Annotated in this window: 24 protein-coding genes; 2 read left to right on the top strand and 22 right to left on the bottom strand. The window is 38.4% G+C overall.

All coding sequences use genetic code 11. The annotated features are described in order from the left end of the window. Positions 1-91: 91 nt before the first annotated feature. The 9 genes from PHT93_RS09200 to PHT93_RS09160 all read right to left on the bottom strand — a co-directional run bounded on the left by PHT93_RS09200 (position 92) and on the right by PHT93_RS09160 (position 6,168). Entirely contained in the window at positions 92-736 is a 645-nt protein-coding gene (locus PHT93_RS09200) for a hypothetical protein (protein ID WP_300242076.1), read from the bottom strand. Beyond that, positions 733-933, bottom strand: a complete 201-nt coding sequence (locus PHT93_RS09195; RefSeq protein WP_300242074.1) for a hypothetical protein — start codon at positions 931-933, stop codon at positions 733-735. The genes PHT93_RS09200 and PHT93_RS09195 overlap by 4 nt, the downstream gene beginning before the upstream one ends. 72 nt (positions 934-1,005) lie before the next feature. Then, positions 1,006-1,293, bottom strand: coding sequence for a hypothetical protein (locus tag PHT93_RS09190; protein WP_300242072.1), 288 nt, complete (start codon positions 1,291-1,293; stop codon positions 1,006-1,008). After that, a complete protein-coding gene (locus PHT93_RS09185; RefSeq protein WP_300242070.1) occupies positions 1,290-1,781 on the bottom strand; it encodes a hypothetical protein in 492 nt (163 codons plus the stop codon). The genes PHT93_RS09190 and PHT93_RS09185 overlap by 4 nt, the downstream gene beginning before the upstream one ends. Beyond that, positions 1,778-2,407: a hypothetical protein gene (locus PHT93_RS09180; protein ID WP_300242068.1), complete on the bottom strand. Its 630-nt coding sequence runs from the start codon at positions 2,405-2,407 to the stop codon at positions 1,778-1,780. The genes PHT93_RS09185 and PHT93_RS09180 overlap by 4 nt, the downstream gene beginning before the upstream one ends. A gap of 3 nt (positions 2,408-2,410) precedes the next feature. Then, on the bottom strand, positions 2,411-3,172 hold the full coding sequence (locus tag PHT93_RS09175) for a hypothetical protein (RefSeq protein ID WP_300242066.1): 762 nt from the start codon (positions 3,170-3,172) through the stop codon (positions 2,411-2,413). 267 nt (positions 3,173-3,439) lie between these two features. Next, a complete protein-coding gene (locus tag PHT93_RS09170) occupies positions 3,440-3,730 on the bottom strand; it encodes a helix-turn-helix domain-containing protein (protein WP_300242062.1) in 291 nt (96 codons plus the stop codon). Positions 3,731-3,947: 217 nt separating this feature from the next. Next, entirely contained in the window at positions 3,948-4,874 is a 927-nt protein-coding gene (locus PHT93_RS09165) for a hypothetical protein (protein WP_300242060.1), read from the bottom strand. A 1-nt stretch (position 4,875) separates the two neighbouring features. After that, entirely contained in the window at positions 4,876-6,168 is a 1,293-nt protein-coding gene (locus tag PHT93_RS09160; protein ID WP_300242058.1) for a site-specific integrase, read from the bottom strand. Between the two features lie 289 nt (positions 6,169-6,457). Between PHT93_RS09160 and sstT the strand changes: the two genes are divergently transcribed. Further along, positions 6,458-7,678 carry a serine/threonine transporter SstT gene (gene sstT / locus PHT93_RS09155; protein WP_300242056.1) on the top strand — a complete coding sequence of 407 codons (1,221 nt, stop codon included), beginning with the start codon at positions 6,458-6,460 and terminating at the stop codon, positions 7,676-7,678. A 156-nt stretch (positions 7,679-7,834) separates the two neighbouring features. On the opposite strand, the gene PHT93_RS09150 is transcribed toward sstT, so the two are convergent. The 12 genes from PHT93_RS09150 to PHT93_RS09095 all read right to left on the bottom strand — a co-directional run bounded on the left by PHT93_RS09150 (position 7,835) and on the right by PHT93_RS09095 (position 22,298). Continuing rightward, positions 7,835-8,641, bottom strand: coding sequence for an alpha/beta hydrolase (locus PHT93_RS09150; RefSeq protein ID WP_300242054.1), 807 nt, complete (start codon positions 8,639-8,641; stop codon positions 7,835-7,837). Positions 8,642-8,661: 20 nt separating this feature from the next. Then, positions 8,662-9,573 carry a dihydroorotate dehydrogenase gene (locus tag PHT93_RS09145; protein WP_300242053.1) on the bottom strand — a complete coding sequence of 304 codons (912 nt, stop codon included), beginning with the start codon at positions 9,571-9,573 and terminating at the stop codon, positions 8,662-8,664. Next, positions 9,561-10,337, bottom strand: a complete 777-nt coding sequence (locus PHT93_RS09140) for a dihydroorotate dehydrogenase electron transfer subunit (protein WP_300242050.1) — start codon at positions 10,335-10,337, stop codon at positions 9,561-9,563. The genes PHT93_RS09145 and PHT93_RS09140 overlap by 13 nt, the downstream gene beginning before the upstream one ends. Positions 10,338-10,400: 63 nt before the next feature. After that, positions 10,401-10,862 (bottom strand): helix-turn-helix transcriptional regulator, encoded by a 462-nt coding sequence (locus PHT93_RS09135; protein WP_300242048.1) that lies wholly within the window; start codon positions 10,860-10,862, stop codon positions 10,401-10,403. Positions 10,863-11,942: 1,080 nt separating this feature from the next. Next, positions 11,943-14,129, bottom strand: a complete 2,187-nt coding sequence (locus PHT93_RS09130) for a glutamine synthetase III (protein ID WP_300242046.1) — start codon at positions 14,127-14,129, stop codon at positions 11,943-11,945. 19 nt (positions 14,130-14,148) lie between these two features. Then, on the bottom strand, positions 14,149-15,183 hold the full coding sequence (gene asnA, locus PHT93_RS09125) for an aspartate--ammonia ligase (RefSeq protein WP_300242043.1): 1,035 nt from the start codon (positions 15,181-15,183) through the stop codon (positions 14,149-14,151). 93 nt (positions 15,184-15,276) lie between these two features. Beyond that, positions 15,277-16,545 carry an ammonium transporter gene (locus tag PHT93_RS09120; protein ID WP_363318641.1) on the bottom strand — a complete coding sequence of 423 codons (1,269 nt, stop codon included), beginning with the start codon at positions 16,543-16,545 and terminating at the stop codon, positions 15,277-15,279. Between the two features lie 19 nt (positions 16,546-16,564). Further along, positions 16,565-16,921, bottom strand: a complete 357-nt coding sequence (locus PHT93_RS09115) for a P-II family nitrogen regulator (RefSeq protein WP_300242041.1) — start codon at positions 16,919-16,921, stop codon at positions 16,565-16,567. A gap of 176 nt (positions 16,922-17,097) precedes the next feature. Then, a complete protein-coding gene (locus PHT93_RS09110) occupies positions 17,098-17,829 on the bottom strand; it encodes a hypothetical protein (RefSeq protein ID WP_300242038.1) in 732 nt (243 codons plus the stop codon). Between the two features lie 73 nt (positions 17,830-17,902). Then, positions 17,903-19,132: an LL-diaminopimelate aminotransferase gene (locus PHT93_RS09105; RefSeq protein WP_300242037.1), complete on the bottom strand. Its 1,230-nt coding sequence runs from the start codon at positions 19,130-19,132 to the stop codon at positions 17,903-17,905. Between the two features lie 41 nt (positions 19,133-19,173). Further along, a complete protein-coding gene (gene dapF / locus PHT93_RS09100) occupies positions 19,174-19,986 on the bottom strand; it encodes a diaminopimelate epimerase (protein WP_300242034.1) in 813 nt (270 codons plus the stop codon). A 383-nt stretch (positions 19,987-20,369) separates the two neighbouring features. Beyond that, positions 20,370-22,298 carry an NAD(+) synthase gene (locus PHT93_RS09095; protein ID WP_300242032.1) on the bottom strand — a complete coding sequence of 643 codons (1,929 nt, stop codon included), beginning with the start codon at positions 22,296-22,298 and terminating at the stop codon, positions 20,370-20,372. A gap of 169 nt (positions 22,299-22,467) precedes the next feature. On the opposite strand from PHT93_RS09095, the gene PHT93_RS09090 reads away from it, so the two are divergent. Beyond that, positions 22,468-24,654 (top strand): bifunctional alpha,alpha-trehalose-phosphate synthase (UDP-forming)/trehalose-phosphatase, encoded by a 2,187-nt coding sequence (locus PHT93_RS09090; RefSeq protein WP_300242030.1) that lies wholly within the window; start codon positions 22,468-22,470, stop codon positions 24,652-24,654. Here PHT93_RS09090 and PHT93_RS09085 read toward each other — a convergent pair. Beyond that, positions 24,630-26,423 (bottom strand): glycoside hydrolase family 15 protein, encoded by a 1,794-nt coding sequence (locus tag PHT93_RS09085; RefSeq protein ID WP_300242028.1) that lies wholly within the window; start codon positions 26,421-26,423, stop codon positions 24,630-24,632. The two genes, PHT93_RS09090 and PHT93_RS09085, sit on opposite strands and share 25 nt — an antisense overlap. Positions 26,424-26,441 lie beyond the last annotated feature (18 nt).

Raw genomic sequence — 26,441 nt, 5'->3', positions numbered from 1 at the left:
GGAAGTCCGGTTCATGGAATTTTATCTCGTTCATAATTTTATTTTATTTAGGCACCCGGACAAACTTAATTGCCCGGATGCTTTTTATTGTTTATCTTCTACCAGCCCAAAGTCCTGTTGGTTTACATTCTTTGATCGTAAAAACATCGACATCTGCATTCCTGAAACCCATTCGTATAACAGACGGCTCGTTTATGTCACTCCGGGCGATAGCATATATCCCGAACGGCTTTAATTTTTCATCTAATTCCGCTAAACGCTTCACTAAATCAGTTGCTTCTTCCCAGATTTTTAATTCTTCAAGAGTGGAAGCCCAAACAATGAAGCTGTCTTCAATCGCTTTTTTACCTTCATCAGTAAGACGAACCGCGCCACCTTCCATTTTCAGATACATAGGATTACAGTCTGGCTTAGATTCTTTGACTTCGATCCTCAATTGCTTGAAATCTAACATAACTGTTTCGTCAAGTTCCTTTTGCATCTTATCTCTAAGGCCGGGTATAGATATGCGTGATACTTCTTGTTGTATGTTTCGCACCATCGTGTTTTCGCTTTCTATGCCGCCGCAGAACATATCGTTTAGGGTATTGATATTCCACAGCAACCCTAAATTCTCAAAACGTAGTCGAAATTTATTTAGGTTGTTAGCCTGATTGTTTATTTGGTAGATTTTGCTTGTAGCTCCCGATTCTGAGTATCCGATCTTTACGGGTGCAAATGTGTTTTCATTTTTCATTTTTCATACTTCTTTTGTTCAACAATCTCTTTAGTACCTTGATGAATCATAGCGGCCAATGATTCGGATTCTTTCTCATCGGCATATCCCAAATCAATGCGTGTGTCGTTGATGATATTGATAAGTTCCTTTGCGGCCTCTTCTCCATATTTTGCCATAAATGTTGAAACTCTCTCTGTTGTAACTCTGTTGCTCATAATTTTAATTTTTAAATTGTAAATACTAATATTTATTTGGATTCTTGTTTCTATCTTGTCCGGATACTTTTTTTATAAATTTTTAATCCACTCATGATAAGCCTGAATAGCTTTGCCGGCTGTCATTATGTCGCTGTCTTTGCCGTTTACTTGCATAGGGAGATAATCCGGGATACATCCGTATTTGCGCATTAAATTCTCGTATGGAGTGCCGTTATCGTCAGATAACAGATCGCCTAACGTTTCGTGGCCATAAGCTTTAGCAAAGGCGTCATTGAGCTTTATGTCGATGTCGTATCCGTCGGTATTCTCCCGATAACGGTAAGTCAATCCCTTTATATTCCGGTAGAATGTTTTCATCTGATAAATGATTGCTGTTTACTGGCCTTTAAGCCTATTTTCTTCATACATTCCATATCAGGAGACCGGAAATAAACCGGATCAATATCAGGGACACAAGCTTTAATGACCTTGAATAACTTTTTATTCATATTTTCCATAGGTGGGATCATTTCATACAATTCAGCCTTCAGCAGGTCTTCATAGAGCTGATATAAGCCTAAATAGATAGCAGCAACCGCAAAACTTGACGGTCGGGACTTCAGAAAGAATCTCAGGCCTCCGTTAAGACATCTCGCATCCCGGCTTAAACCGATCAGCAAAAAACCGTAATCTTGAGTTATGATATCTACGTAGTTGAGGATAGTTACACTCTCTTGGCTTGCACCGGCCTCTTTGGCATCCCATCCGTTATTTCGGAATTTTGTCGAAATATCAAAAGCCTTTCGTGATAGATCCGGACGGCCTATGCTCCTGTAATATTTTGTATAATTGTTCTTTATTTTCATTTCCTTAACGATTTTCCTTTGAATTTTATTACCTTACAAAGTCGAATAAGCCTATCCATTGTTCGCACACCATAACGGTCAAGTAATTGCTCAGGCGTTAAATTGGTGGTAATGATGAGTGTCTTAATTTTCGCCTCTATCTCGTTTATAAGTCTTACGGCCGGCTCATATTTATTTCCGTAGTTATTAGCTAACGATTCACAACCTAAATCATCAATAGCATACCCCGAGTGAACATTGAAATAATCTGCTTCTGGGATTAACTTATCCATTTTTTCAACTATGCTTTCAGCTGATATAGGCGTAATCCTTGTATTCGCAAAATGGGCAAAGATTAAAGGAATTACGCCACATCCTATAGTTGATTTACCACGTCCACAATCACCCGTAAGAAGAAGTCCTTTGCCTTGTGTGTCACTCATCCATCTGATAATCTCACTGTATTCTGGTAACTTTTCAATTTCTCTCACGGACTTGTCTATGGTTCTGAAAGCCTGATAAAAAATATCCTCGCAGGTAGCCAAATCCCCGAATGTATAACGCTTAGGTATTCGTAGTAATGATTTTTTATCCCTTTCGTAAATTCTGGATAAAGTATCATCAAAGTTTATTTTTTTATTTTCCATTTTCTACATATTGAATTTATTCAAAAGCTCTTGTCTTTCCGTTTCATTCTTAGGTTTTAGGATGGTTTCCTGCTTACCTTTCGATTTTAGCTCAAATAAGCCCGCCCAATTATTTGCCATAGATTGCTCTGTAATCTTTTTTGCCGAGATCGGATCAGCCCATGATAGCTTAATAAGATTCTTATAACATAGCTCTAATGATTGTTGCGTCTTATACTTTTCTTTCCTTCCCGATTTATACGATAGCCACTCAAAGAACAGATCCGAAAAATTTTCATCTAAAAAATCGAATGAAAAGCCTTCATACCCTTTTGGGGGATTATTATCATTATTATCATTATTATCTTTATTAATTAATTTATTGTTTGTTTCGGCTTGCGTTTGCTCAGCGTTCGGCTTGCGTTTGCCCCGTGTACGACCGTCGTGTAAACCATCTTGGTAACTATCATAGTTACAAACAGTTATCCGTGTAGATTTTTTTAAATTCTCAACGTTTATCATTCCATCTTTTTTTAATAAATTGAAGAAATTCCGTGTAGAATCTTTGGATACGCCCCAACGCTTAGCCCAAGTTGACAAACTCATGACTGATTGTCCTCTCTTACAATCAATTAGCTGCATACCTATATTAACCTTGCTGTCTTCGTGATTTACGGTAAGCAGAATGTCCAGCCACCATTTTAGCTTGACTGGATCTTGCCATATCCAGTGATCGCGTATGTCCCGGTATATGGATACCCAACCCTTATTCTTCGCCGCTGCCATCGTGAATGAAATACTGTTTATATCTACTGAATTTGGTATTTACCCAGACATCAGATATGGGTACGCCGTCATTTCTTAGATACCGAATAGCGCTCCGAGGATCGGAAATATTAAGCTCAGTCGTTAAGTCCACAACCGACATTTTCCGCCCTGTCGATAGCGCCCACAATACTTTGGTTTGAGTGATGGATTTTGGATTTTTTACTATATCTTTGGGGTACTCTGAGGGGGTGAAAGCCGGAATGTCGTGTTGGCTTTTGCCTCTTCTCATTTTCTACCTCCTTCCAATATTCTGTCAATGTCACTTTTTCGGTATTTTGGCTTTCCGCCAACCCTAATCGGTGTTAAATATTCTGCCTTATTCCACCGCCAAAGAGTTGAACGATCAACGCCGAAGATAGCTGCTGTCTCGTCCATCGTTAGATAGGATTCTGTTGTTTCAGGTTTGATTTCTAAAGTTTCCCGGATCAGTTTTTCCCCAAACTCCCTAAGATCAGACAAATTAACGACTACTTGAATGTTGCCGATCTCGTTTTGTGTCAAAAAATCAGTTGCCATATTTCTGTTTTTTTTATTTTACTCCGCAGGTAAGGTGCGCACTCTTACCGTTTGGTTTTAAACAAAAATACGCTGACATCCAATGATTTGCAATAGTATATTTATACTATTTCATCACCTCTCTGGGGGTGAAAAAGGGTGATAAAGGTGAAAAAAGGACAAAAAAGCCGAAGGCAAAACGCTTTCGGCTTAGCATAGGAGGTGATAACTTTTTTTGTTAAATTGATGCAAAGATTTTTTCATAAATATTGCCATTGGGTATAGGAGGGTAACCACCATGAGTTAATTCTTTACCATTAACCTTGAATATACGCGTAGAGTCGCTCTTCGGAAAGATAGAACCTGATTTTACATCAGGATATAATTTTTCATTATATTGGATCTGTTTACAGAAATACCGTATGAATATCTTTAAATCTGTGGCCGTTGTTAACCAATTTATGTAACCACTGTCTCCATTCATTATGCGACAAAACAGGTTCGTATCACTGATTCTCCCATCTTCGAGTAACCCCTTTGCGATATGCTTTAATTGTTCGTCAGTCCATTCATGATTAAAAGGCTTTCTATAGTAGGGCTTATTCTCTTTTTCCGCAATCTTCATTTTTAGTATGTTTATCGCCGTGCTTATTGAGAATCCGATAGAAAGATGTGTCCGGGCTCTCATTTTCTTATAATCAGGAACAGATATGATTTCTTGTGTTATTTTGTTTCTGTATTCACGATAAGGAATATCCCAGCCATTTTCGATAAAAATTGAATGGCTACTTTTATCTATCTCTTCAAGAAAAGTCAAATGATAATAGCAATCGACACTCTGTAAAACAATCTTTGTTTTATTTAGATCAAAACCTCCTGTGATCGTTTCTAAATATGTGTAAATCTCTATTTCGCTAAGATCAAGGTCGTATTTATACCTTTGAGCGCTATTTAGTTTTTCTATAGCTTCTTTTATGCAATCCGAGTATTGACCCTGTTCAATATAGTTTTGCATTATGTCTCTCAATTCTTCTTTTGTTCCTGAGTATGTAATAATATCAAAAGGAGGAGATGTGTTTTTAAACTTAATTTCATGTACCATTTCCCGCCCTGTGATTACATCTAAAAAGTCTTGCAATGTTATGTCCAAGTAATTATTAGCCATCTTAATCAATTAGCTTAATCGTTTCTTTCTTCACATCTATATCGATATTCCGGTACCGAGCAAACGCCTTGCTGCCTTCTACGTGTCCGCTCATACTTCCTATTAGATTAGGATCCTTTACCTTTGCATACAGATTGCCTATAAATGTACGCCGGGCCATATGGCTACTGGCTATCTCGTTGATAGGTCTTAGTTCTTCTTTTCTTGTCAAAGGATTAAGCCAGGCTACCATACGGGTAATACCTGCTTTCTCAAAGATTTCCTTCAAGGCTTCGTTATAATTCTGTTCTGCAATAAAAGGGAATAACCGGCCTTTTCTATCCACTCCTTTATATTTATCAACAAGTTTCTTTGCCATATCCGATAACGGCACATCAACTGTTACCGGATTATCTTCAGCGGTTTTTGAGGCTATGTACGTCAAAGTATCATTATTGATATTATCCTTTGTAAATCGCATTAGATCGCCAACCCTACACCCGATAAAGCATTGGAATATGAATATATCCCTTTGTACGGCTAATCCGGGTCTTGCAGACAAATCACATTCGGCAATTATATTACGTTCCTCTATGCTTATATAAATGGGTGTGCCGTACACTTCCGGCTCAATACTATATCCATCAAAAGGATTAGGACAAAGTTTCTTTATGTCCTCTGAATTAAAGAATCCGCGTAACATACTAAGCAGTCCACTAATACGGTTCTGTGAGCGTTGTTTAGGTAGCTGCTTTTCGCTGATCTCCTCGTATATTGACGGTCGTATTTTAGGCAATGTATATTCTATCGAAAGGAAATGCGCAAATTCTTTTAAAATCGGCTTGGTAAATTCGTGTAGTTGATAGTCCTTTTCCTGATAAGCAGAGAACCTTTGCAGCATACCATATAAAACCTTTAATTGTTTACGCCTGCCGTCTGAAACCTTGTGGGTTTGTACGTAATTATCGAAGTGTTCTAAGAGCGTTTCAGGCGTTTTATGTATTTCGGGATGGTATAATCTATCTAATGTGATTTGCAGCCAATCCGGAGGCAATTCAGCCTTATTTGCTTTGTTGTACGCATCTATGATATATTCTTTCTGCCTGAGAATAGCGGAATCAAACTCTTTACGTTTATCATTGTCATAGATGATCTTTGCTTTAATCTTTTCGTTATCCGGATTGAAACATTCTACCGGAATAGATAGATTGCTTTTTGCAAATAGTTGTACATTTCGTCCATCCGTTAATCTGAATCGGATGTTACATAGCCCTTTTTTCTTCGTAGTACGAATAAATGATTTTACCGTTGCCATAATATTAAGTGTCGTTGTGCAAATATAACGATTTTGCAAAACATCTATGCAATATTGCACGATATAATAAAACGGATTAGGACAAGTAATATAAGTTATATATTTGTACATCAATACTATTATATGTGATACTGTTTTATAGTGTTTTATAAATAGTAATCCCAGCCTGATCACCATAAAAGCCTGATAAACTCGTTTTATTAGGCTTTTTTGTGTCTTCTTCGTTCGAATCTAATGAATTTATAGGGAAAAGTCTGTACTTTTATCCTTTCTTAAATCGTAAACATCCATGAATTTCAAAAATTTCATATTAAGAGGAAACCTTGTTGTACAGATTTCTATTGGTTTGATGCTGGGGATTGTCTCTGGGATATTTTTTCCTGCTGTTTCATCTTCTCTTTATGTGTTGGGGGAGCTTTTTCTGACCGCTTTGAAAGCTGCTGCGCCGATTCTGGTTTTCTTCCTGATCATATCTTCAATCGCGAATCATAAGAGTGAACAAAAAACGAATATAAGATCAGTTTTGTATTTATATCTGTTGGGTACTTTTCTGTCTGCGGTTACTGCGGTATTAGCGAGTGCTATTTTTCCTTCAACGATAACGCTAAGGGGAGAGCAAACGATGGATATGCTACCGCCAAGTGGTATTTTTGATGTTTTCAGAGATATTCTTTTCAAGATAGTGGATAATCCGGTTAATGCTTTGGTTTCCACTAATTTTATTGGAATATTAGCTTGGGCGATTGGTTTTGGAATTTTTATGCGTAAATGTTCAGATCAGACGAAACAACTGTTTAATGATCTTTCGGATATACTTATAAAGATTATTCGTGTAATAATTCGTTTTGCTCCAATCGGAATTTTTGGATTAGTTGCATCAACAATTGCTGAAACGGGAATTTCTACTTTGTTAGAATATCTGCATGTGGTTTTAGTTCTTGTGGGAACGATGCTTTTCATAGCCTTAGTGATTAATCCGTTAATTGTCTATCTGAAAATAAAAAGAAATCCCTATCCGTTGGTCTTTACTTGTCTGAAAGAAAGTGGAATTACAGCATTCTTTATCCGAAGTTCTGCAGCTAATGTTCCTGTTAATCTTAATTTAGCGAGGAAATTAGATCTTGATAAGGATACGTATTCCGTAAGTATTCCATTAGGTGCAACAATTAATATGGAGGGGGCTGCTGTAACTATCACTGTACTTACGCTTGCTGCTGTACATACGTTAGGCATTGAGATCGATCTCTTAACTGCTATTTTATTAAGTATAATTTCTGCTTTAGGCGCTTGTGGAGCATCTGGTGTTCCCGGCGGTTCGCTACTTCTTATTCCTGTGGCTGCCAGTTTGTTTAATATACCTACGGATACGGCAATGATGGTTGTTGGTGTAGGTATGACTATCAGCGTGATTCAAGACTCGATGGAGACGGCCTTGAATTCCTCTACGGATATTCTTTTTACGGCTGCTGCATGTATTGCAGAAAAAGAAAAGTCACAAGAAAAGAATTAGAAAGCATATCCGATTTGTATAAATCCGGTGTGTGTTAAGCAATATCCGGTGATCAGGAGCAATAAAATAATAATTCCTTGTTTCATGTTTTATAAATAGTCATTATATAAATAAGACATAAAACAAGGAAAAACCCTATTCCGAAATTTAGAAAAATCACCGGAGAAACTCTTTTATCTCCCGGAACATAGCCAATACCGTTGCTTCACTTGGGAAATGGCTATTCTCTTTCTGGATATTTAATGTGGCATTAGGAAGATGCGGAAGTGTTTTTTGTACGGCAGTAAAAGGGATTATATCGTCTGTTACGCTATGCCATAACGTGGTTGGCTGAACGATCTGTTCTAATTTGAATCCCCAATCTGTTATTTGTAATTTAGCTTCTCGTGCTATGCCAAGACGATTGTGTTTCATTGTGGCTTCAACTCCTTTACGCATGATGGATGTTTCATCGTACGTATTATAGAGCTTATCTAAGTAGTCCTTAAACTTATTGGCAATTGCTTCAAGCGGAGCTGTTTTATAATAGGTATATTCTTGTTGTTCGACTTTGGGATAGCATGCAAACACCTCTTTATCCATCAGAAAAGGAACCCCACTTAGAATCCAGACTCTTTCTACCTTGTCCGGAAATCCTGCCGCTAATGAATAGGCGTAGGGCGTTCCTGCTGAAATGCCTATTGATCCGAATGTTTTTATATTCAAGCTATCCAACAAGGGGCTTATCCGCTCAGACCAGTCAATGACCTGATGCATATTTTCGTCAGGATCAGAATCGCCGTATCCCGGGCGTTCGATGGCAATAAGATTAATTCCTGCCTCTTTTGCTTTGATATCCCAATAAGGTAGTAAATCGCATGAGCCAACTAATCCATGGTGCAAAATAACAGGAAAACAATCCGCATGACCATACGTGCGGTAAGCAATTTGTTTTCCGCTGTTTGTAGTGAATAATTGTTTCATTAATCTTGTTTTTATTGGGTTTACTTCATCATTGCTCCTGTCAGTTCAGAAGCTGATTTAAAGCCGTGTCTATCACAATATTCGTTGATTCCATCAATGACTTTAAGAGAAACTGCCGGATCAATAAAATTGTAAGTTCCGATTTGAATCGCTGTAGAACCCGCCAGCATAAACTCGACAGCATCTTTCCAATTGGATATACCGCCCATACCAATAATAGGTATTTTTATTGCGTTATAGGTTTGCCAAACCATCCGAACTGCAATCGGTTTTACACAAGGGCCTGACAAACCACCTGTTATTGTCGATAAAACAGGACGACGTTTCTCAACATCTATGGCCATCCCAAGCATTGTATTGATTAATGAAACAGCATCTGCGCCTTCAGCTTCTACCGTCCGGGCTATCTCCGTTATGTCTGTTACATTTGGAGACAGTTTGACAATCAGTGTTTTAGGATATACATTTCTAACAGCACGAACCACATCTGCCGCTCCCTGACAAGTAACGCCGAAAGCCATTCCGCCTTCTTTTACGTTAGGACATGAGATGTTTAATTCGATTGCCGGAACATGATCCAACTGGGCAATAACTTCTGCACATTCTATATAAGACTCTATCGTTGAACCGCTAACATTGACAATCATGTGCGTGTCATAATCCTTTATCTCAGGATAGATATGCTCAGCAAAATAACGGGCTCCCTTGTTTTGCAAGCCTACGGCATTCAGCATACCCGCAGGAGTTTCCGCCATACGAGGATAAGCATTACCCTCCCTATGTTCGATGGTAGTACCTTTTACGAAAATACCGCCTAAACGGTTAATATCCATAAAATCCGTGTATTCAAGACCATATCCGAATGTTCCGGATGCCGTCATCACCGGATTCTTCAGTTTCAGATTTCCTATATTTACGTTTAGTTCAGCCATGTCAGTTTCTTAATATTAAAAACAGGTCCTTCGGTACATACACAAATATGTCCGTCTGTCGTTTTCTCTACGCAACACAAGCAAGCACCTATACCGCAAGCCATTGTGTTTTCGAGTGATACTTCACAGTCTATCGATGCTTCTGACGCAACTTTAGCAACGGCCACCATCATCGGTTTGGGGCCGCATGTATAAATACGATCGAAGCGTTTATTTTTCAAAACAGAATGCTGCGTTACATATCCTTTTTCACCCAGACTTCCGTCTTCCGTTGTTATATAGACATTTCCTAAGGCTTCAAAATCAGCAATCTGCAATACATCTTTAGCCGAACGTGCACCAAGCAGGAATGAAGGAGAAAACCCAAGTTTTTTTAGAAAATCACCCAGATATAACATAGGAGCAGTTCCCACGCCGCCGCCAATAAGTAATAATTCCTGTCCGTTAGCTTCAGCAGGAATCGTAAAACTATTTCCTAAAGGAAGGATTATATTTACGACATCATCCGCTTTCAGATTTGAAAGAGACAAAGTACCATCGCCAACAATCTGTATCAACAACCAAAGCTCATTCTTTGAGCGGTCAATATAATTGATGGAAATAGGGCGACGCAGAAAAGTAGTAGCATTATCGACCTTTACTTCTACAAATTGACCGGGTAGCATTTCCGGTAGTTCTTCTTCGGGTGATAATTTCAGGAGACAGTAGTTTTGATGAAGGCGAAGGTTTTCCGTTACCTTCATATCCATGATGTACTTCTTCATATAATATGATTACGCAATTTATTGCAAAGATACATGAATATGATGTATGTGGAAAATTTGAAGTTAGTCTTTCTTGGTTTTTTCCGGAATAAAGGTCTCGTAAGTATCGTCCGCGTAAAAAATCACTATTTTACTTATTTTCTTAGACACAAGTTCTGTACGTATAACTACCTCTTTTTCTGTCGATTTCACCGTATTTTCCGTCTCCTTAACCCCAATTTCCTTGCGATATTCAGAATCATCCTGTGTAATCGGCCGGTTTACGTGAATATTTGCGAACAAATCAGGTTGAGTGAAATTATTTTTTGCGACATTCTCTCGTTGCATTTCTCCTTTTCCAAAAAGTAACCAATCGGAGTCGATATAGTTGAAGGTCTCCAATATTTTCATGAGTACATCAAGGCTCGGATTATTTCTTCCCGATATTATATGTGACATCGCTGATCTCTGAATACCGATTGTTTCTGCAAATTTAGAAGGAGTCAGTCCTTCATTTTCCATAACCTGTAGAATTCGTTCCTTCATTTTTATGAAATTTATAAATGTATCCATAAATTTATTAGATTACAAATATAAATAATAGGATTCAATTGAAGGTAGATTTGTGAATTTATTTTTATATCAATAAACAGCAACAAGTGTAACCTTAATTGTTGTGTGATGTATAATTGTAACAAGCTCGTTTGTGTTACTATTGTAAATCCTATATAGATTGGTAAATTACGTCCTAACAATTACTTTATTATTATAATATAAATGATTGTTTATTAGTGTGTTGAATAGGGGTGAAATGGCTGTTTATATATGTGTATTCGGCTTTTTTGATCAAGTAGTTGTATAATTCTGGAGTTTTACTTTTTATTTTATACGTAAGTATTTGATTTATTGCATAATAATATGATATTTTTGTTGTTTTTCAAATGTTAATTCAGATAATTAATATTAATAAATAAGGAATAGCCTGGTTGTTTTAGTTTTGTAAACCATCGTTTATTATTGTTCCAAAATACTCTTTGCTTATATTCTGTTACTTTTGTTTACGAAAACAAGCTGTTATTTGTTATAAATGTAACGGTTTGTATTATTGATATATTTGTAAACTACCCTTTGTTCGAAACATTTGTATATTTCATATCAAGAGAATAGTTGACAAGAATAACTCTATTTTATTGTTTACATTTATTAACCTGTAGATTTTAATATTTGAATCCATTTGAATAGATGGGAAGAATAAAGAAATTTAGGTAAGAAATATGGAGGTATTAGAACGGAAAAAAAACGGATAGTAATAAGAAAAAAAATATAAAGGTTATTTTCGGAAAAATAAAGGATATTTTTGGAATTATATCCTTTATATTTTTACGCTTATTCTTACGTTGATTTTCAAAGACGAAAAAACGGTTAAAAAGGCTTGATTTAGCGCCTATTTAATCGGCCTTACAGACCTGTTATTCCTTTAGTGAATGCTGCAACATATAAGTCGCCCGTAAAATGATTTGTTTACACCTGAGATGATCATGACTAAAAAGAAAGAGAGGTTGCTATCACAGCAGCCCCTCCTCGCAAACACAAAACAATCAACAAAAAACTATTGTCTGAATAAGACTATCTGATAAATAATAGTTCTCTGTATTTTGGTAAAGTCCATAATTCATTATCTACAATTAATTCTAATTTATCGATATGATAACGTATTTCTTCAAGCATTGGTGCGATTTGATCATGGTATCCGATTGCTTTTTCACGTTCAGATTCGATTTTATTCAAAACCTTACGTGCATTCACCATTTCATCTACCTTTTCTTTGATATAAATCGTATGCTTTGCTATCTGTTCGATTAATTCGAGATTTTTAGACGATAGTTCGGCTGCTTTTTCTGCAGGGAACAGCTCTCGCATTTTATATACATTATCAATTAATGAACTTTGATATTTCGTAGCAACAGGAACTATATGATTCATTGCCAAATCACCCAACACGCGTGCTTCGATCTGAATTTTCTTCGTATATGTTTCCCATTTTACTTCATTACGTGCTTCCAGCTCTTTTTCAGTCATAACCCCCGTTGTTTCAAACATCTTTACAGAGCTTTCCTTCAGGTATGCATCGAAGATTACAGGTACACTGGTTTCGCAGTCAAGCCCGCGCTTTGCAGCTTCTTCTTTCCATTCGTCACTATAACCATTTCCGTCAAAGTGAATTGCTTTGCTTTCTTTGATGTCTTTACGAAGTACTTCCAGAATGGCTGCGAATTTTTCTTTTCCTCCTGCGATTTTAGCATCTACTTCGGCTTTGAATTCCTGCAACTGTTCAGCAACAGCAGCATTAAGAGCGAGCATAGCACTTGCGCAGTTAGCTTGCGAACCTACAGCACGGAACTCGAAACGGTTTCCGGTGAAGGCAAAAGGAGAAGTACGGTTACGATCGGTATTATCAACCAAAATCTCCGGAATACGTCCGATATTTAGTTTTACACCGTGCTTAGCCGCCAATGTGAGATCTTCTAAAGACGTGTTTTCCAGCTTGTCAAGTACTGCAGACACCTGTGATCCAAGGAAGCTTGAAATAATTGCAGGAGGCGCTTCATTTGCCCCTAAGCGGTGCGCGTTGGTTGCACTTGAAATACTTGCTTTCAATAAAGCATTATGTTTATGCACAGCTTTTAGTACATTAACAATAAAGGTGATGAAACGAAGGTTTTCTTCAGGTGTTTTTCCAGGAGCCATCAACAATACACCTGTATCCGTACCTAACGACCAGTTATTGTGCTTTCCTGATCCATTTACGCCTTTGAACGGTTTTTCGTGTAATAACACGCGGAAACCATGTCTGCGTGATATCTTACGCATTAATGCCATTATCAAAAGGTTATGGTCATTTGCCAAGTTACATTCTTCAAAAATAGGAGCTAACTCAAACTGGTTAGGCGCTACCTCATTGTGGCGTGTTTTCAATGGAATACCTAATTTCAAAGACTCTATCTCCAGCTCCTTCATGAATTCAAGAACACGAGTCGGGATCGCTCCGAAGTAGTGATCTTCCAACTGTTGGTTCTTACTACTTTCGTGTCCCATTAAAGTGCGGCCGGTCAATAAAAGGTCAGGACGAGCAGCATATAAACCTTCATCAATCAAGAAATATTCTTGTTCCCAACCTAAATAAGAATATACTTTCTTTACATCTTTATTAAAATAGTGACAAACATCCACAGCCGCTTTATTAACAGCCTCCAGAGCTTTCAACAACGGAGCCTTATAGTCAAGAGGTTCTCCTGTGTATGATATGAAAATTGTAGGGATACACAATGTATCGCCAACAACAAATGCAGGTGAAGAAGGATCCCATGCCGTATAACCACGAGCTTCGAAGGTGTTTCTTATACCACCGTTCGGAAAACTGGATGCATCCGGTTCCTGTTGAATAAGTAGTTTGCCGGAAAATTCTTCAATCATACCGCCTTTTCCATCGTGTTCAACAAAAGCGTCGTGTTTTTCTGCTGTTGCATCTGTTAACGGATGGAACCAGTGTGTATAATGCGTTGCGCCTAATTCGGAAGCCCATTTTCTCATTCCTTCAGCTACGGCATCTGCTGTAGCGCGGTCTAATGCTGCTCCATTATCTATTACATCTACAATCTTTGTAAATGCTTTTTCCGGCAGATACTTATACATTTTAGCGCGATTAAACACCTTAGACGCAAAATATTCCGAAGGACGTTCGGCTGGTGCCGTTACTTCTGCTGCTTTTTTCTTAAAAGCAGTCTCTACTACTCTAAATCTTAACTTTGACATAACTACTTGTTTGTTGATGTTATAGGATAAAAATATTATGCTGTTTGCATTTCTCTACTTGTTCGGCCGGCCAGACAGACGCCTGTACTTCACCGATATGCGCTTTTTTAAGGAAGAACATACAAAGACGACTTTGCCCGATTCCACCGCCTATTGAAAGCGGCAATTTTCCATCAAGTAAGGCTTTATGAAATTCTAATTCAGCACGTTCCGTACATCCTCTGATTTCTAATTGACGAGTTAACGCTTCTGCATCAACACGAATACCCATGGATGAAATTTCAAAAGCACATTCTAAAACTTCATTCCAAAGAATAATATCTCCGTTGAGTCCTTTAAAACCGTCTGAATTAACGGTACTCCAATCATCATAATCCGGAGCGCGTCCGTCGTGTATTTCGCCATTACTTAATTCACCTCCTATACCAATAATAAAAATAGCACCGAACTTTTGAGCCGCTTTGTTTTCGCGCTCTCTTGGTGTCAACTCCGGATAAGTTAGTAACAGCTCTTCGGAGTGGATAAACGTAATGTCGTCGGGTAGAGAAGGGGTGATATGCGGGTAGTGTTCGTAAACCGATTCTTCTATCTCTTTCAGTAACTTATATATTTGTCGGACTGTCTTTTTCAGATAGTCCAGATTCTGATTTTCCTTTTTAATAGTACGTTCCCAATCCCATTGGTCAACGTATAGTGAATGCAAATTGTCCAGATCTTCATCACTTCTGATCGCATTCATGTCTGTATAAAGTCCATACCCTGCAGGAATCCTGTAAGCACCTAATTTCATGCGTTTCCACTTCGCAAGCGAATGAACAACTTCAGCCGGGCGGTCACCCATGCATTTTATAGGAAATGTAACGGCTCTTTCAACGCCGTTCAGATCATCGTTAATTCCTGTACCTCTCAATACGAATAACGGAGCTGTTGCTCTACGTAGATTGAGTGTTCTTGCCAGTTTCTCCTGAAAACTTGACTTGAGGAATTGAATTGCCTGTTCCGTTGTTTCAGGCATCAGTGTTTGTTTGTAGTCTTTTGGAATAATAAAAGCCATGATTGTTGTTGTTTTTATGTTTGTAATAAATTCTGAATAACAGCAGGCGAGATTATTGATCGCCTAACTGTTATTTCTATTTTCTGTTATATCTTAATTATTATAAGCAGTTTCTCCATGTTCGTAAATATCCAAGCCTTCTTCTTCAACACGGGCAGGAACTCTCAGTCCGAATATGACATCTAAACCTTTGAAAACCACAAACCCCATAAATAGAGCCCAAGCACTTACCACCACAGTTCCGAATGTTTGTGCAAGCAACATGGATGCGCCTCCTCCGTAAAATAAGCCGCCATCTGTTGCAAAAAGACCAGTAAGTATCGTTCCTAATACGCCACATACACCATGTACAGAAGATGCACCAACGGGATCATCGATTTTTAATACGCGGTCAATAAATTCAACAGCATAAACCATTACCGCTCCAGCTATAAGACCTATGATTGCAGCCCCAACAGGAGAAACCAGGTCGCAACCGGCTGTAATACCTACTAATCCGGCCAATACACCGTTAAGTGAAAGAGATAAGGATGGTTTTTTATATTTCATCCAAGCAACAAAAAGAGAGGATATTCCTCCGGCACAAGCTGATAGATTAGTGGTAAGAAATACGTGAGAGATGGCTAAACGGTTGCCTTCACCTGAAGCTGCCAACTGAGAACCCGGGTTGAATCCGAACCATCCGAACCAAAGGATAAATACGCCTAATGTGGCAAGAGTAAGACTATGTCCCGGTATTGCACGTGATTTTTTATCTTTACTATATTTACCAATACGAGGACCGATAACAGCAGCTCCCACAAGAGCTAACCAACCACCTACAGCGTGTACGATTGTAGAACCGGCAAAATCATGGAATGTAGTTCCGAAAGTGCTCATCATAAAGCTGCCTTCTTCTCCATTCATTAACCAACCGCCACCCCATGTCCAATGTCCTGAAATAGGATAGATAAGTACACTTACAAGTACGGTATAAGCGATATACACTGAAAATTTTGTTCTTTCAGCCATCGCTCCCGATACTATAGTCGCAGCAGTTGCACAGAATACAGTCTGGAAGATAAGAAAACCTTCAACGGGCAAATCTGATTCATAAAAGCCGAGATTAAAGAAGTGCGGCATACCGGCAAAACTACCGGCACCAAACATAAGTCCAAAGCCTATTGCCCAGAAAAGAAGCGAACCTAACGAAAAGTCGAGAAGGTTCTTCATCAAGATGTTAGCCGTATTTTTGGTTCTTGTAAAACCTGCTTCAACCAAGGCAAATCCAGGTTGCATAAAGAACACTAACATGGCTGCAAGCAGCATCCACACAGTATCTAATGAAAGTACAAGGTCTGTAATTGTATATGTTGTATCCATTTTTACTTAATTAAAGGGGTTATTTTTCTTGTTCAGCAATATATAAAGCTATATCTCCTCTCTCTCCGGTACGAATCCTAACCGAATCCTCTACAGGGATTACGAAAATTCGTCCGTCTCCAATTTCTCCGGTTTGAGCTGCTCCAACAATGGCACTGATTGTTTTTTCTACATTTTTGTCGCGAACAACGACCGAAATCAATATACGTTCAATGCTACTTGTATCATATACTACGCCACGATAGATACGTCCCTGACGAGTTTTTCCGATACCTCTTACATCATAATAAGAGAACCATTCTATATCAGCTTCCAAAAGAGCGTCTTTAACGTCTTCAAATTTGGTCTTACGGATAATTGCCTCAATCTTTTTCATAACTATGTTTATTAACTGTTTCTAATTCATGATTTTAAAAGGAGTATAGAGGATCAGCACGTAGTAAGGGATGGTTGCGGTATAACATTCTATAAAATCAATAAACACACTGACCCTTCTATACATTCCTTTAATTTTTTATAACCTAAATCAATCTTTTCGCCTTCTTTATCCTATTACTCTATTGTTATCCCGAAAACCAGGAATACATTATCCTGATTAGGGGCTATGATTGTTTGAGCAAATACCGGAAGACTGAATGAATCTGTAATTTTAATCGATTTGGACGCTTTCAAAGCGATCGTAGATAGTGCAAATCCATCCGTTCCTGCTCTGTGGTAAATACCTGTCCAGGGGGCTACTCCGACACTTGCCGTCAGATCTACTCCTGATACACTGAAATCGTATCCGGCTTCTACATAGGTAGAATAAAGCTGATCTCCGCTTTCGTCTTTATCGCCATCCATTCCCAACATGGTGTTCCATGTGATACCTAATGGAAAACTTTCGCCAAAATGATAACCTATTGTGCCTTCGAAAAAGTGGTTGGCTGAATAATTACCGTATTTACTTCCTTCTCCTGCCCACCAATAATCTGTGACTCCAATACTTAACCCGCCGGTTGAGTAACCTAAAGTGAAGTCAAATTCTTTTGCAATAGACCCATTGTCTGCCGTTGAAAAATCTGTTGACCCCCATGCCGTTAATGACAATCCTTTCCATGAAGCACTGATGCTGGGTTGAAAAGATGGGCCTGTCTGATAAGCCCCACGCCACACATAGCTGCTTACAATATCCGCTGCCGGAGCAATTTGGAAATCACTTTCTTCCTGAGAAAAGAGAGATGCAGATGCTGCCAATAAACCTGCCGCAAGAATAGTTGCCCGTAATTGAGTAAATGTTTTCATACTGTTTTCTCTAAATTGTTAAACATTCCTTGCCTCCGATTTTCCCACCGGCCGATGGATCAATCAAGACAAGCTATAACATCCACTTTTTCAACCTGGCCATGGCTTCCAAAGTATCATCACGATCCCCAAAGGCTGTCAGTCGTAAATAACCTTCACCACTGGGACCAAACCCCACGCCCGGGGTTCCAACTATATAAACTTCGTATAGTAGCTTTTCGAAAAATTTCCAGGATGTCAATCCCTTTGGAGCTTTGATCCATAAATAAGGAGCATCTTCACCGCCGTAAGCTTCCAAACCACATTTTTGAATGCCTTCCTTCATGATTCGGGCATTGCTCATATAGTAGTTTATTGTCTTTTGAACCTGTTCTTTCCCTTCAGGAGTATAAATTGCTTCGGCGCCCCTTTGAGTAATGTAACTGGCTCCGTTAAACTTGGTACATTGTCTTCTGTTCCAAAGTTTGTTTAATTGTACTCGTTTACCTTCCAGAGTAAATCCATTCAATTCCTTTGGTACAACCGTATAACCGCAACGTACACCTGTAAAACCTGCTGTTTTCGAAAAACTTCGAAATTCGATAGCTACCTTTTTAGCCCCTTTTATTTCATAAATAGAGTGGGGTGTTTCCGGATTCTGTATGTAGGCTTCGTATGCTGCATCATACATGATCAACACGTCGTTTGCCAATGCATAGTTTACCCATTTCTTCAATTCATCCTTGCTAAGCGTTGTTCCGGTCGGATTGTTCGGATAACAGAGATATAATATGTCAACCCTTCTGCTGGGCAGATCCGGAATAAAACCATTTTCTGCTGTGCAAGGAATATAGACAACATTACTCCATTTCCCACTTTCCAATACACCGGCTCTGCCGCTCATTACATTGGAATCAATATATACAGGATAAACCGGATCAGTTACTCCAATACTATTATCATGTCTCAATATGTCTCCTATATTTCCGGTGTCACTCTTGGCACCGTCGCTTACAAAGACTTCACTTGGCTCAAGTGTTATACCTCTTGGTGTATAATCATTCTTTATAATCGCGTCTATCAAAAAAGAGTAGCCTTGTTCAGGACCATATCCGTGAAATGTATCTTTACTCGTCATATCTTCTACCGCTTTATGCATTGCATCGACAACGGCAGGAGCTAATGGCTGTGTAACATCTCCGATCCCTAAACGGATTATTTTTTCTTTCGGATGAGTAACCTTAAAACTGTTTACCTTTTTCGCGATATCGGAAAACAAGTAATTGTCAGGTAACTTTAGAAAGTGTTCATTAATCAGTGCCATATTCTCTAATTGTTTTGTTGTTGTTCTTGTGTTGTTGTGTTTTATACTTCAATGCTTCCTTCAAATACCCTGACGGCACCTCCCGTCATAAATACTTTGTTTGAGGAAGACTTATCCCATCGGATGGTCAACCCTCCACCATCCATGATAACCTTTATTTTATCTCCGGTTTTCCTTCTGACTAACCCCGCTACGGCAGTTGCACAAGCTCCTGTACCACAGGCTAAGGTTATTCCGGAACCTCTTTCCCAGACACGCATTCTTGCTTCGAGACTACTGCGAACCTGTACAAATTCAACATTCGTTCTATTGGGGAAAAAAGGATGTTTTTCTAATAAAGGACCTATTTGCCTTAAGTCTATTTTGTCAATATCATCTACGAAAACCACAAAGTGAGGGTTTCCCATCGAAACAACTGTTCCTGTATATTTCTTATCGTTAATCTTAAGCGTTATTTCCTCTTCCTCAACAATAGGAGTTCCCATATCAACCGTAACCTCTGTTACAGTGTTTCCTTCTACTGTCAGTTCAAGTTCTTTTATTCCGGATAGTGTTTCGAGGGTTATATTCTTTTCTTTAGTCAATCCATTTTCATACACATATTTACCTATACATCTGGACGCGTTACCACACATCATCGCTTCAGAACCATCTGCGTTAAAAATACGCATACTGAAATCTGCAACATCAGATTGATCTATCAAGACCAAACCATCAGATCCGATTCCGATGTGAGGTGCACTCCATTTGATTGCTAAATCTTCAGGATGTTCGAGAGGATAAAGTGACGTATTGACATATATATAGTCATTTCCTGCTCCATGCATCTTTGTGAATTCAATCAATTTTGTCATTTTGTTGATCTTTACAGCTTGTTATAACCTTTTTGTCTCTTACTGATGCAAATGTATATCGTTTTGCTCTAAAATAAGTAACAATACAAGCTAAATGTTTGAATAAAATCAACAAATGTGATAATCTGATTAAATAAGGCTATGGAATGTAATAATATGAAATAAGAATATTTTTATTTGGTTTTATATTGTAAGTTTACTATTCGAGAAAGTCATTATACTAATAAATCGTTTCTATAAGGATTGGATTTATTTTATTCAGTTTTGAATAAAACAGATTTTTAAGATGTAACCACGAATATAGATTTTGATAAAAAAAGAACTCTACCACTATTATACAGTAGTGGCAGAGCCTCGTAAGTTTTAGTAAGAAAAAGGGATCTTTAGTTTAATTCTTCAATTTCACGTAACCAAACGGCAGCACTTGCATCGCTTGGCATGCGCCAGTCTCCGCGTGGAGAGAAACTTACTGAACCTACTTTAGGCCCGTCGGGCAGGCAATTGCGTTTGAATTGTTGGGCAAAGAAACGGCGGAAGAATGTTTGCAGCCATTTTTTTATGGTTTCCTTATCATATTTTTCATTAAAGGCCTTTTGCGCAAGAAAATAGATACGCGTCGGAGTAGAGCCAAAGCGGAGGGCATGGTACATAAAGAAGTCGTGCAGTTCGTAAGGACCTACTAAATCTTCTGTCTTTTGAGTGATATTGCCATTGCTGTCTGCCGGGATGAGTTCGGGACTTATGGGGGTATCTATTATGTCGAGCAGAATCGTACGCGAGGTTTCATCCATTTTGTTTCGTGCCACCCATTCAACCAAGTATTTAACTAATGTCTTCGGAATACTACTGTTTACACCATACATAGACATGTGATCACCGTTATACGTAGCCCATCCCAATGCCAATTCCGAGAGGTCTCCTGTACCTACGACTAATCCGTTTTCTTTATTTGCTACATTCATCAGTATCTGTGTACGTTCGCGCGCTTGTGTGTTTTCATAAGTCACATCGTGTATGGCAGGATCATGACCTATATCTGAAAAATGTTGGAGGCTTGCATCCTTGATTGAAATTTCACGCAGAGTTACGTCTAACGCATGTATTAATCCCACGGCATTGTTATAAGTTCGGTCGGTCGTACCAAATCCGGGCATAGTGATTCCAATTATTCGATTACGCGGAATACCCAGTAAATCAAAAGTCATGACGGTAACCAAAAGAGCCAACGTGGAATCTAAGCCTCCTGAAATTCCGATAACAGCAGTATGTAGCTTGGTATGTTCGTAGCGTTTGGCTAAGCCATGTACTTGTATGTTCAGTATCTCTTCACAGCGTTCTTTCAGTGCATCACCGAAAGGAACGAAAGGATAAGGATCAATAAATCGATTCAATACCAATGGTTTAGGACGTGATGCTAAATCAAAAGGAATTTTCAGGAAGGGTTTTCCATTTTGCGTAAAACCTTTCATAAAGCTGATATCGACCATGCGATCGTTCTGCAAATTGTTAATATCAATCTCACTGATTGCAATTTGTTCTTCAATGCTGAATCGTTCCGAAGATTTAAGAATGCTGCCGTTTTCTGCAATAATGGCATTTCCGGAGAATACAAGATCAGTACTTGATTCTCCAAAACCTGCTGAAGAATAGATGTAACCTGCAATGCAACGCGCAGATTGTTGTTTGATTAATGACTGCCTGTATTGGTGTTTGCCTATCAGTTCATTGCTGGCTGAGAGGTTAAATATTAAATTTGCACCCGCCATACTCAATTCAGAACTCGGAGGAATAGGTACCCACAGATCTTCGCAGATTTCTATACCGGCTGTTACCTGATCGTTTGTAAATAATAAATGTTTGCCGAAAGGGTAGAGGATTCCGTTAATTGCTATCTCATCTCCAGAAATTTCATTTCCTGAAGTAAACCATCTTTGCTCCTGAAATTCTTTGTAATTAGGGATATACGTTTTAGGAACAACGCCTAATACTTTGCCTTTCTGAAAAGCAACCGCTGTATTTACCAAACGATTTTCGATACGGAGCGGCATACCGACTATGGCAAGTACAGAGAGATCTGCAGTCATATGGAGAAGTTCCGTTAACGCTTGCTCCGCATTGTTCAATAAGGTTTGTTGGCCAAACAAATCCATACAGGTATATCCGGTAACAGAAAGTTCAGGAAAACAGATAAATTGTACACCGTCGGAAGCCGCTTTACGTATAAGACCCTCAATCTGTTTTATATTAAAAAAACAATCGGCTACTTTCAATCGGGGAACTGCTGCTGCTACTTTTACGAATCCTAAATCCATGGCGATATATTTATTATAGATACAAAAGTAAAAGAAAAACCAATATTGAGCCCTCAACGATGGTTGTTTAAACGGATAAAAGACAGAAAAATGATTGTAAAAAGACGTATTTTTAGTATATTTGTAAATATGCAACACTTAATGTTATTTGATTATTAAAGATTTAGCTATGAGATTATTTATTATTTCGAACAGACTTCCTTTAAAAACAACCAGAACAGAGGCTCATTTTGCGTTTACTCCCAGTGAAGGAGGTTTGACTACAGGTCTTGCCTCTCTTACTATGGATATAGAGAAACATTGGGTTGGATGGCCAGGAATGTATTTTAATAATGAAAAAGAGGAAGAAGAGGTATCAGAGCATCTTCTTCAGTATAATTTTCATCCTGTTTTCCTTTCTGAATGTCAGGTTGAGGAGTACTATGAAGGATACAGCAACGGGATTTTATGGCCATTATGTCATTATTTCTTTTCTTATATCCGATATGAGAATTCGTATTGGAAAGCCTATCAGGAGGTAAACCATTTATTCCTTGAAACGTTGCTTCCGTTATTGGCCGATGATGATATTGTGTGGGTTCAGGATTATCACCTGATGTTACTTCCCCAAATGATACGTGAAAAGAACAAGAAAGTAAATATTGGCTATTTTCATCATATACCTTTTCCTTCGTATGAATTATTCAGGGTATTACCGGAAAGAGCAGAGTTGTTAAACGGATTACTTGGAGCTGATCTGGTTGCCTTTCATACGCACGACTATATGCGTCATTTTGTTAGTGCTGCGGAACGCGTGTTGGATCTACAGTTTCAGTTAGATAAGGTGAAACATAACAATCGCCTGATCTATGTCGATGCTTTCCCGATGGGCATCAACTATGACCGGTATCACGATGCCATTCTGAATCCTAAAATACAACATAAGGCGAAGAAATTAAAACAGACTTTTGGTGATTCAAAACTAATTCTGTCTGTGGACAGACTTGATTATAGTAAAGGTATTATTCATCGCCTCAAAGGTTTCTTGCGTTTTCTCGAAAATCACCCCGAGTCTATCGGTCAGGTTTCATTAGCCATGATAATTGTTCCTTCAAGAGCCAATGTAGAAGAGTATTCAAGTCTGAAAACGAATATAGACGAGATGATAGGACGAATCAATGGTCAATATTCTAAAATAAACTGGACTCCTGTTTATTATTTCTATCATTCTTTTTGTTTTGAAGACCTGATTGCAATGTATAGTATTGCTGATATTGCGTTGGTAACGCCATTAAGAGATGGTATGAATTTAGTGGCCAAAGAATATCTGGCGGTGAAAAGAGATACGCCGGGAGTACTTATACTTAGTGAAATGGCCGGCTCTGCAATCGAACTGAATGACGCCATTATTGTTAATCCGAATGATACGGAAGAAATAGCGAATGCTATTTACGAAGCACTTCAAATACCCGAAGAAGAACAACAGGCATCGTTAAAAAACATGCAGCAGAAGATCATGAAACAGAATGTAAATAAATGGGCGGCCGATTTTGTGAATGAATTACATGAAATAAAGGAACGCAATATTAAGTTACATAAGAAAAGAATAGGAGAGACTAAAACGAAAAATATAGCTCTGTCATATACGGAAGCAAAAAAGCGGTTGTTCATTTTAGATTATGACGGAACATTAGTCGGGTTTAAGAGGAAAGCGGAAGATGCCGTTCCTACGGAGATACTGATGGATACATTGAAAAAACTCAGCGAAAATCCCCAAAATCATATTGCGATCAGTAGCGGACGAGATCACGATACGTTGGAACGTTGGTTTGGGCATTTACCAATCACCTTAGCTGCCGAACACGGAGCTTTCTTTAAAGAAAATGGAAAGTGGTATCGTAATGCAGATGAATTTGAATGGGATAACGAATTATTGCGAATATTTCAATTGTTCGTAGATAAAACGCCTCATTCGAAAATGGAAATTAAAAATACAGCCATTGTCTGGCATTATCGTAATGTAGATAGCTGGTTTGCTTCTTTACGGGAAAGACAATTGGTGAATGAATTAATGGAACCTTGCGCACGTCTTAATCTCCAGATTTTGCGCGGGAATAAAATTGTAGAAGTTAAATCTCCTCTTCATTCCAAAGGTACGGAGGTGCAACGTCTTCTTGCACAGGATGATTATGATTTTATTCTGGCGATGGGAGATGACACGACAGATGAAGATACCTTTCGTGCACTTCCCGAAGAAGCTATAACCATAAAAGTCGGTTCTATTTCTGAAATAGCTCGTTTTTATTTAGACTCACAATCAGAAACAATACCCTTTCTTCGCCAGATATCCAATCAAGGACGTATAAATTTGGAGTAATTCTTCTCTTTCCCGAATAAGATTGCTGTATTAATTAGGGCAAGATGAGAATAGGCTTGAGGAAAGTTTCCCAATTGACCTTTGCTGTTAAAGTCCAGATCCTCACTAAACAGCCCCAAATGGTTGGCGTAAGAGAGTAATTCTTCAAATAATTTTTCTGCATCTTTTTTTCGTCCCGTCACATAGAGTGCCCTTACCATCCAGAAAGTACATATGGTAAAAGCAGAAGAAGGAATACCAAAGTCATCTACATTATTGTATCTGAACATAAGTCCTTTATACATCAGTTTTTTATAGATGGCATTGACTGTCTGGATGTATTTAGGATCTTTCGGATCAATAAATCCGTATGCTTCCATCAATAGTAAGGAAGAATCAAGTTCTGTATTACAATAGGTTTGAGAGAAGAATCCTACATCTTCTTTCCAACCATTGGTAAGTACATCTTCTTTTATTTCATCAGCCTCTTTTGCCCATTGGTTAGCCAGCTCTTTCTGATTTAAGAGTTTAGCGATTTTCACAGCGCGATCAAATGCCACCCAACACATGACTTTTGATAGCACGAAATGTTTTTCCTCTCCACGTATTTCCCAGATACCCTTATCCGGTTTGCGCCAATCCTGCCGTACAGTACGTATTACATTCTTTACGACCTGAAACATATCTTCTACTTCATCCAATGTTCCTTGAAAAAACTGGTAATATTGATAAATAACATCCATCAGATAACCAAACGAATCGTTTTGTTTCTGCCGGTAAGCATCGTTTCCAATACGTACAGGACGGGAATTTTTATATCCACTCAGGTGAGTCAGTTCTGTTTCCGTGAGGATACGTTCTCCCCGGATGCCATACATAATCTGAAATTTATCCGATTTGGAAATAAGTATTGAATTCAGAAAAGAAATAAATCGCTCGGCTGCACTTTTGTGTCCTACACCAACTAATGTTTCAATGGACATAGACGCATCCCTCAGCCAACAAAAACGATAATCCCAGTTTCGTACCTCTCCAATAAATTCGGGAAGGCTGGTGGTTAATGCTGCTAATACAGCCCCCGTTCGTTGATAAGACATTAATTTGAGAACAAGCATGCTTCTTTCTATCATTGAATTGTAGCGCGTGTATTTTTTAGAGCGGTTTGTCCAGTTTCTCCAATAAACACGCGTCCGCTGAAATTCGAGATCTACACGATCCATATTTATAGGGATTAGTTTCTGATTGTATGAAACCAACAAAAATTCATCGTGCGTAAGTTCAAATTCTTGTTTGGCAAGAATCTTTTTGTAATTCAAACTGGAATAGAGGAAAATTGTATCATACTTTTCCGATACACAAGAGGATTTAATATAATCAGGGGTTATATTGTGTTGCATCGTATGGCGAGCATAATCCAAAGAAGGTTCATAAAGCACTTTGAAGCGTGGCTTACCTTTTTTTAACCGTATCATACGGTACAATTCAGGAGGAAGGTAATAATCGTAGTCCAGCATTTTGTATCGAGGCATAAAATCGATTACTTCGAAGCTTCCTTCTTCCGATTCAAACAGTGTAGATAAAATATTGGTATGTTCAATATAATGCTGGCTGATCATGTAGCTATCATCTACAATGAAGCCAAAACTGCCCCCTTTCTTTTCGTCAAGTATTTTCCCGAAAACAGAAGGAGAGTCAAAATCCGGGAAACAGAACCAATCGATACTTCCTTTATCTGATATTAATGCCGCAGTTCTACAGTTGCCTACAGCTCCATAGTTAAAATGTTCCATAATTGCCTTTTGAGTTTA

It is taken from the genome of Massilibacteroides sp. (genome assembly GCF_028705895.1).
GTDB lineage: Bacteria > Bacteroidota > Bacteroidia > Bacteroidales > Tannerellaceae > Massilibacteroides.
This window is presented reverse-complemented; position numbering and strand designations above follow the sequence as displayed.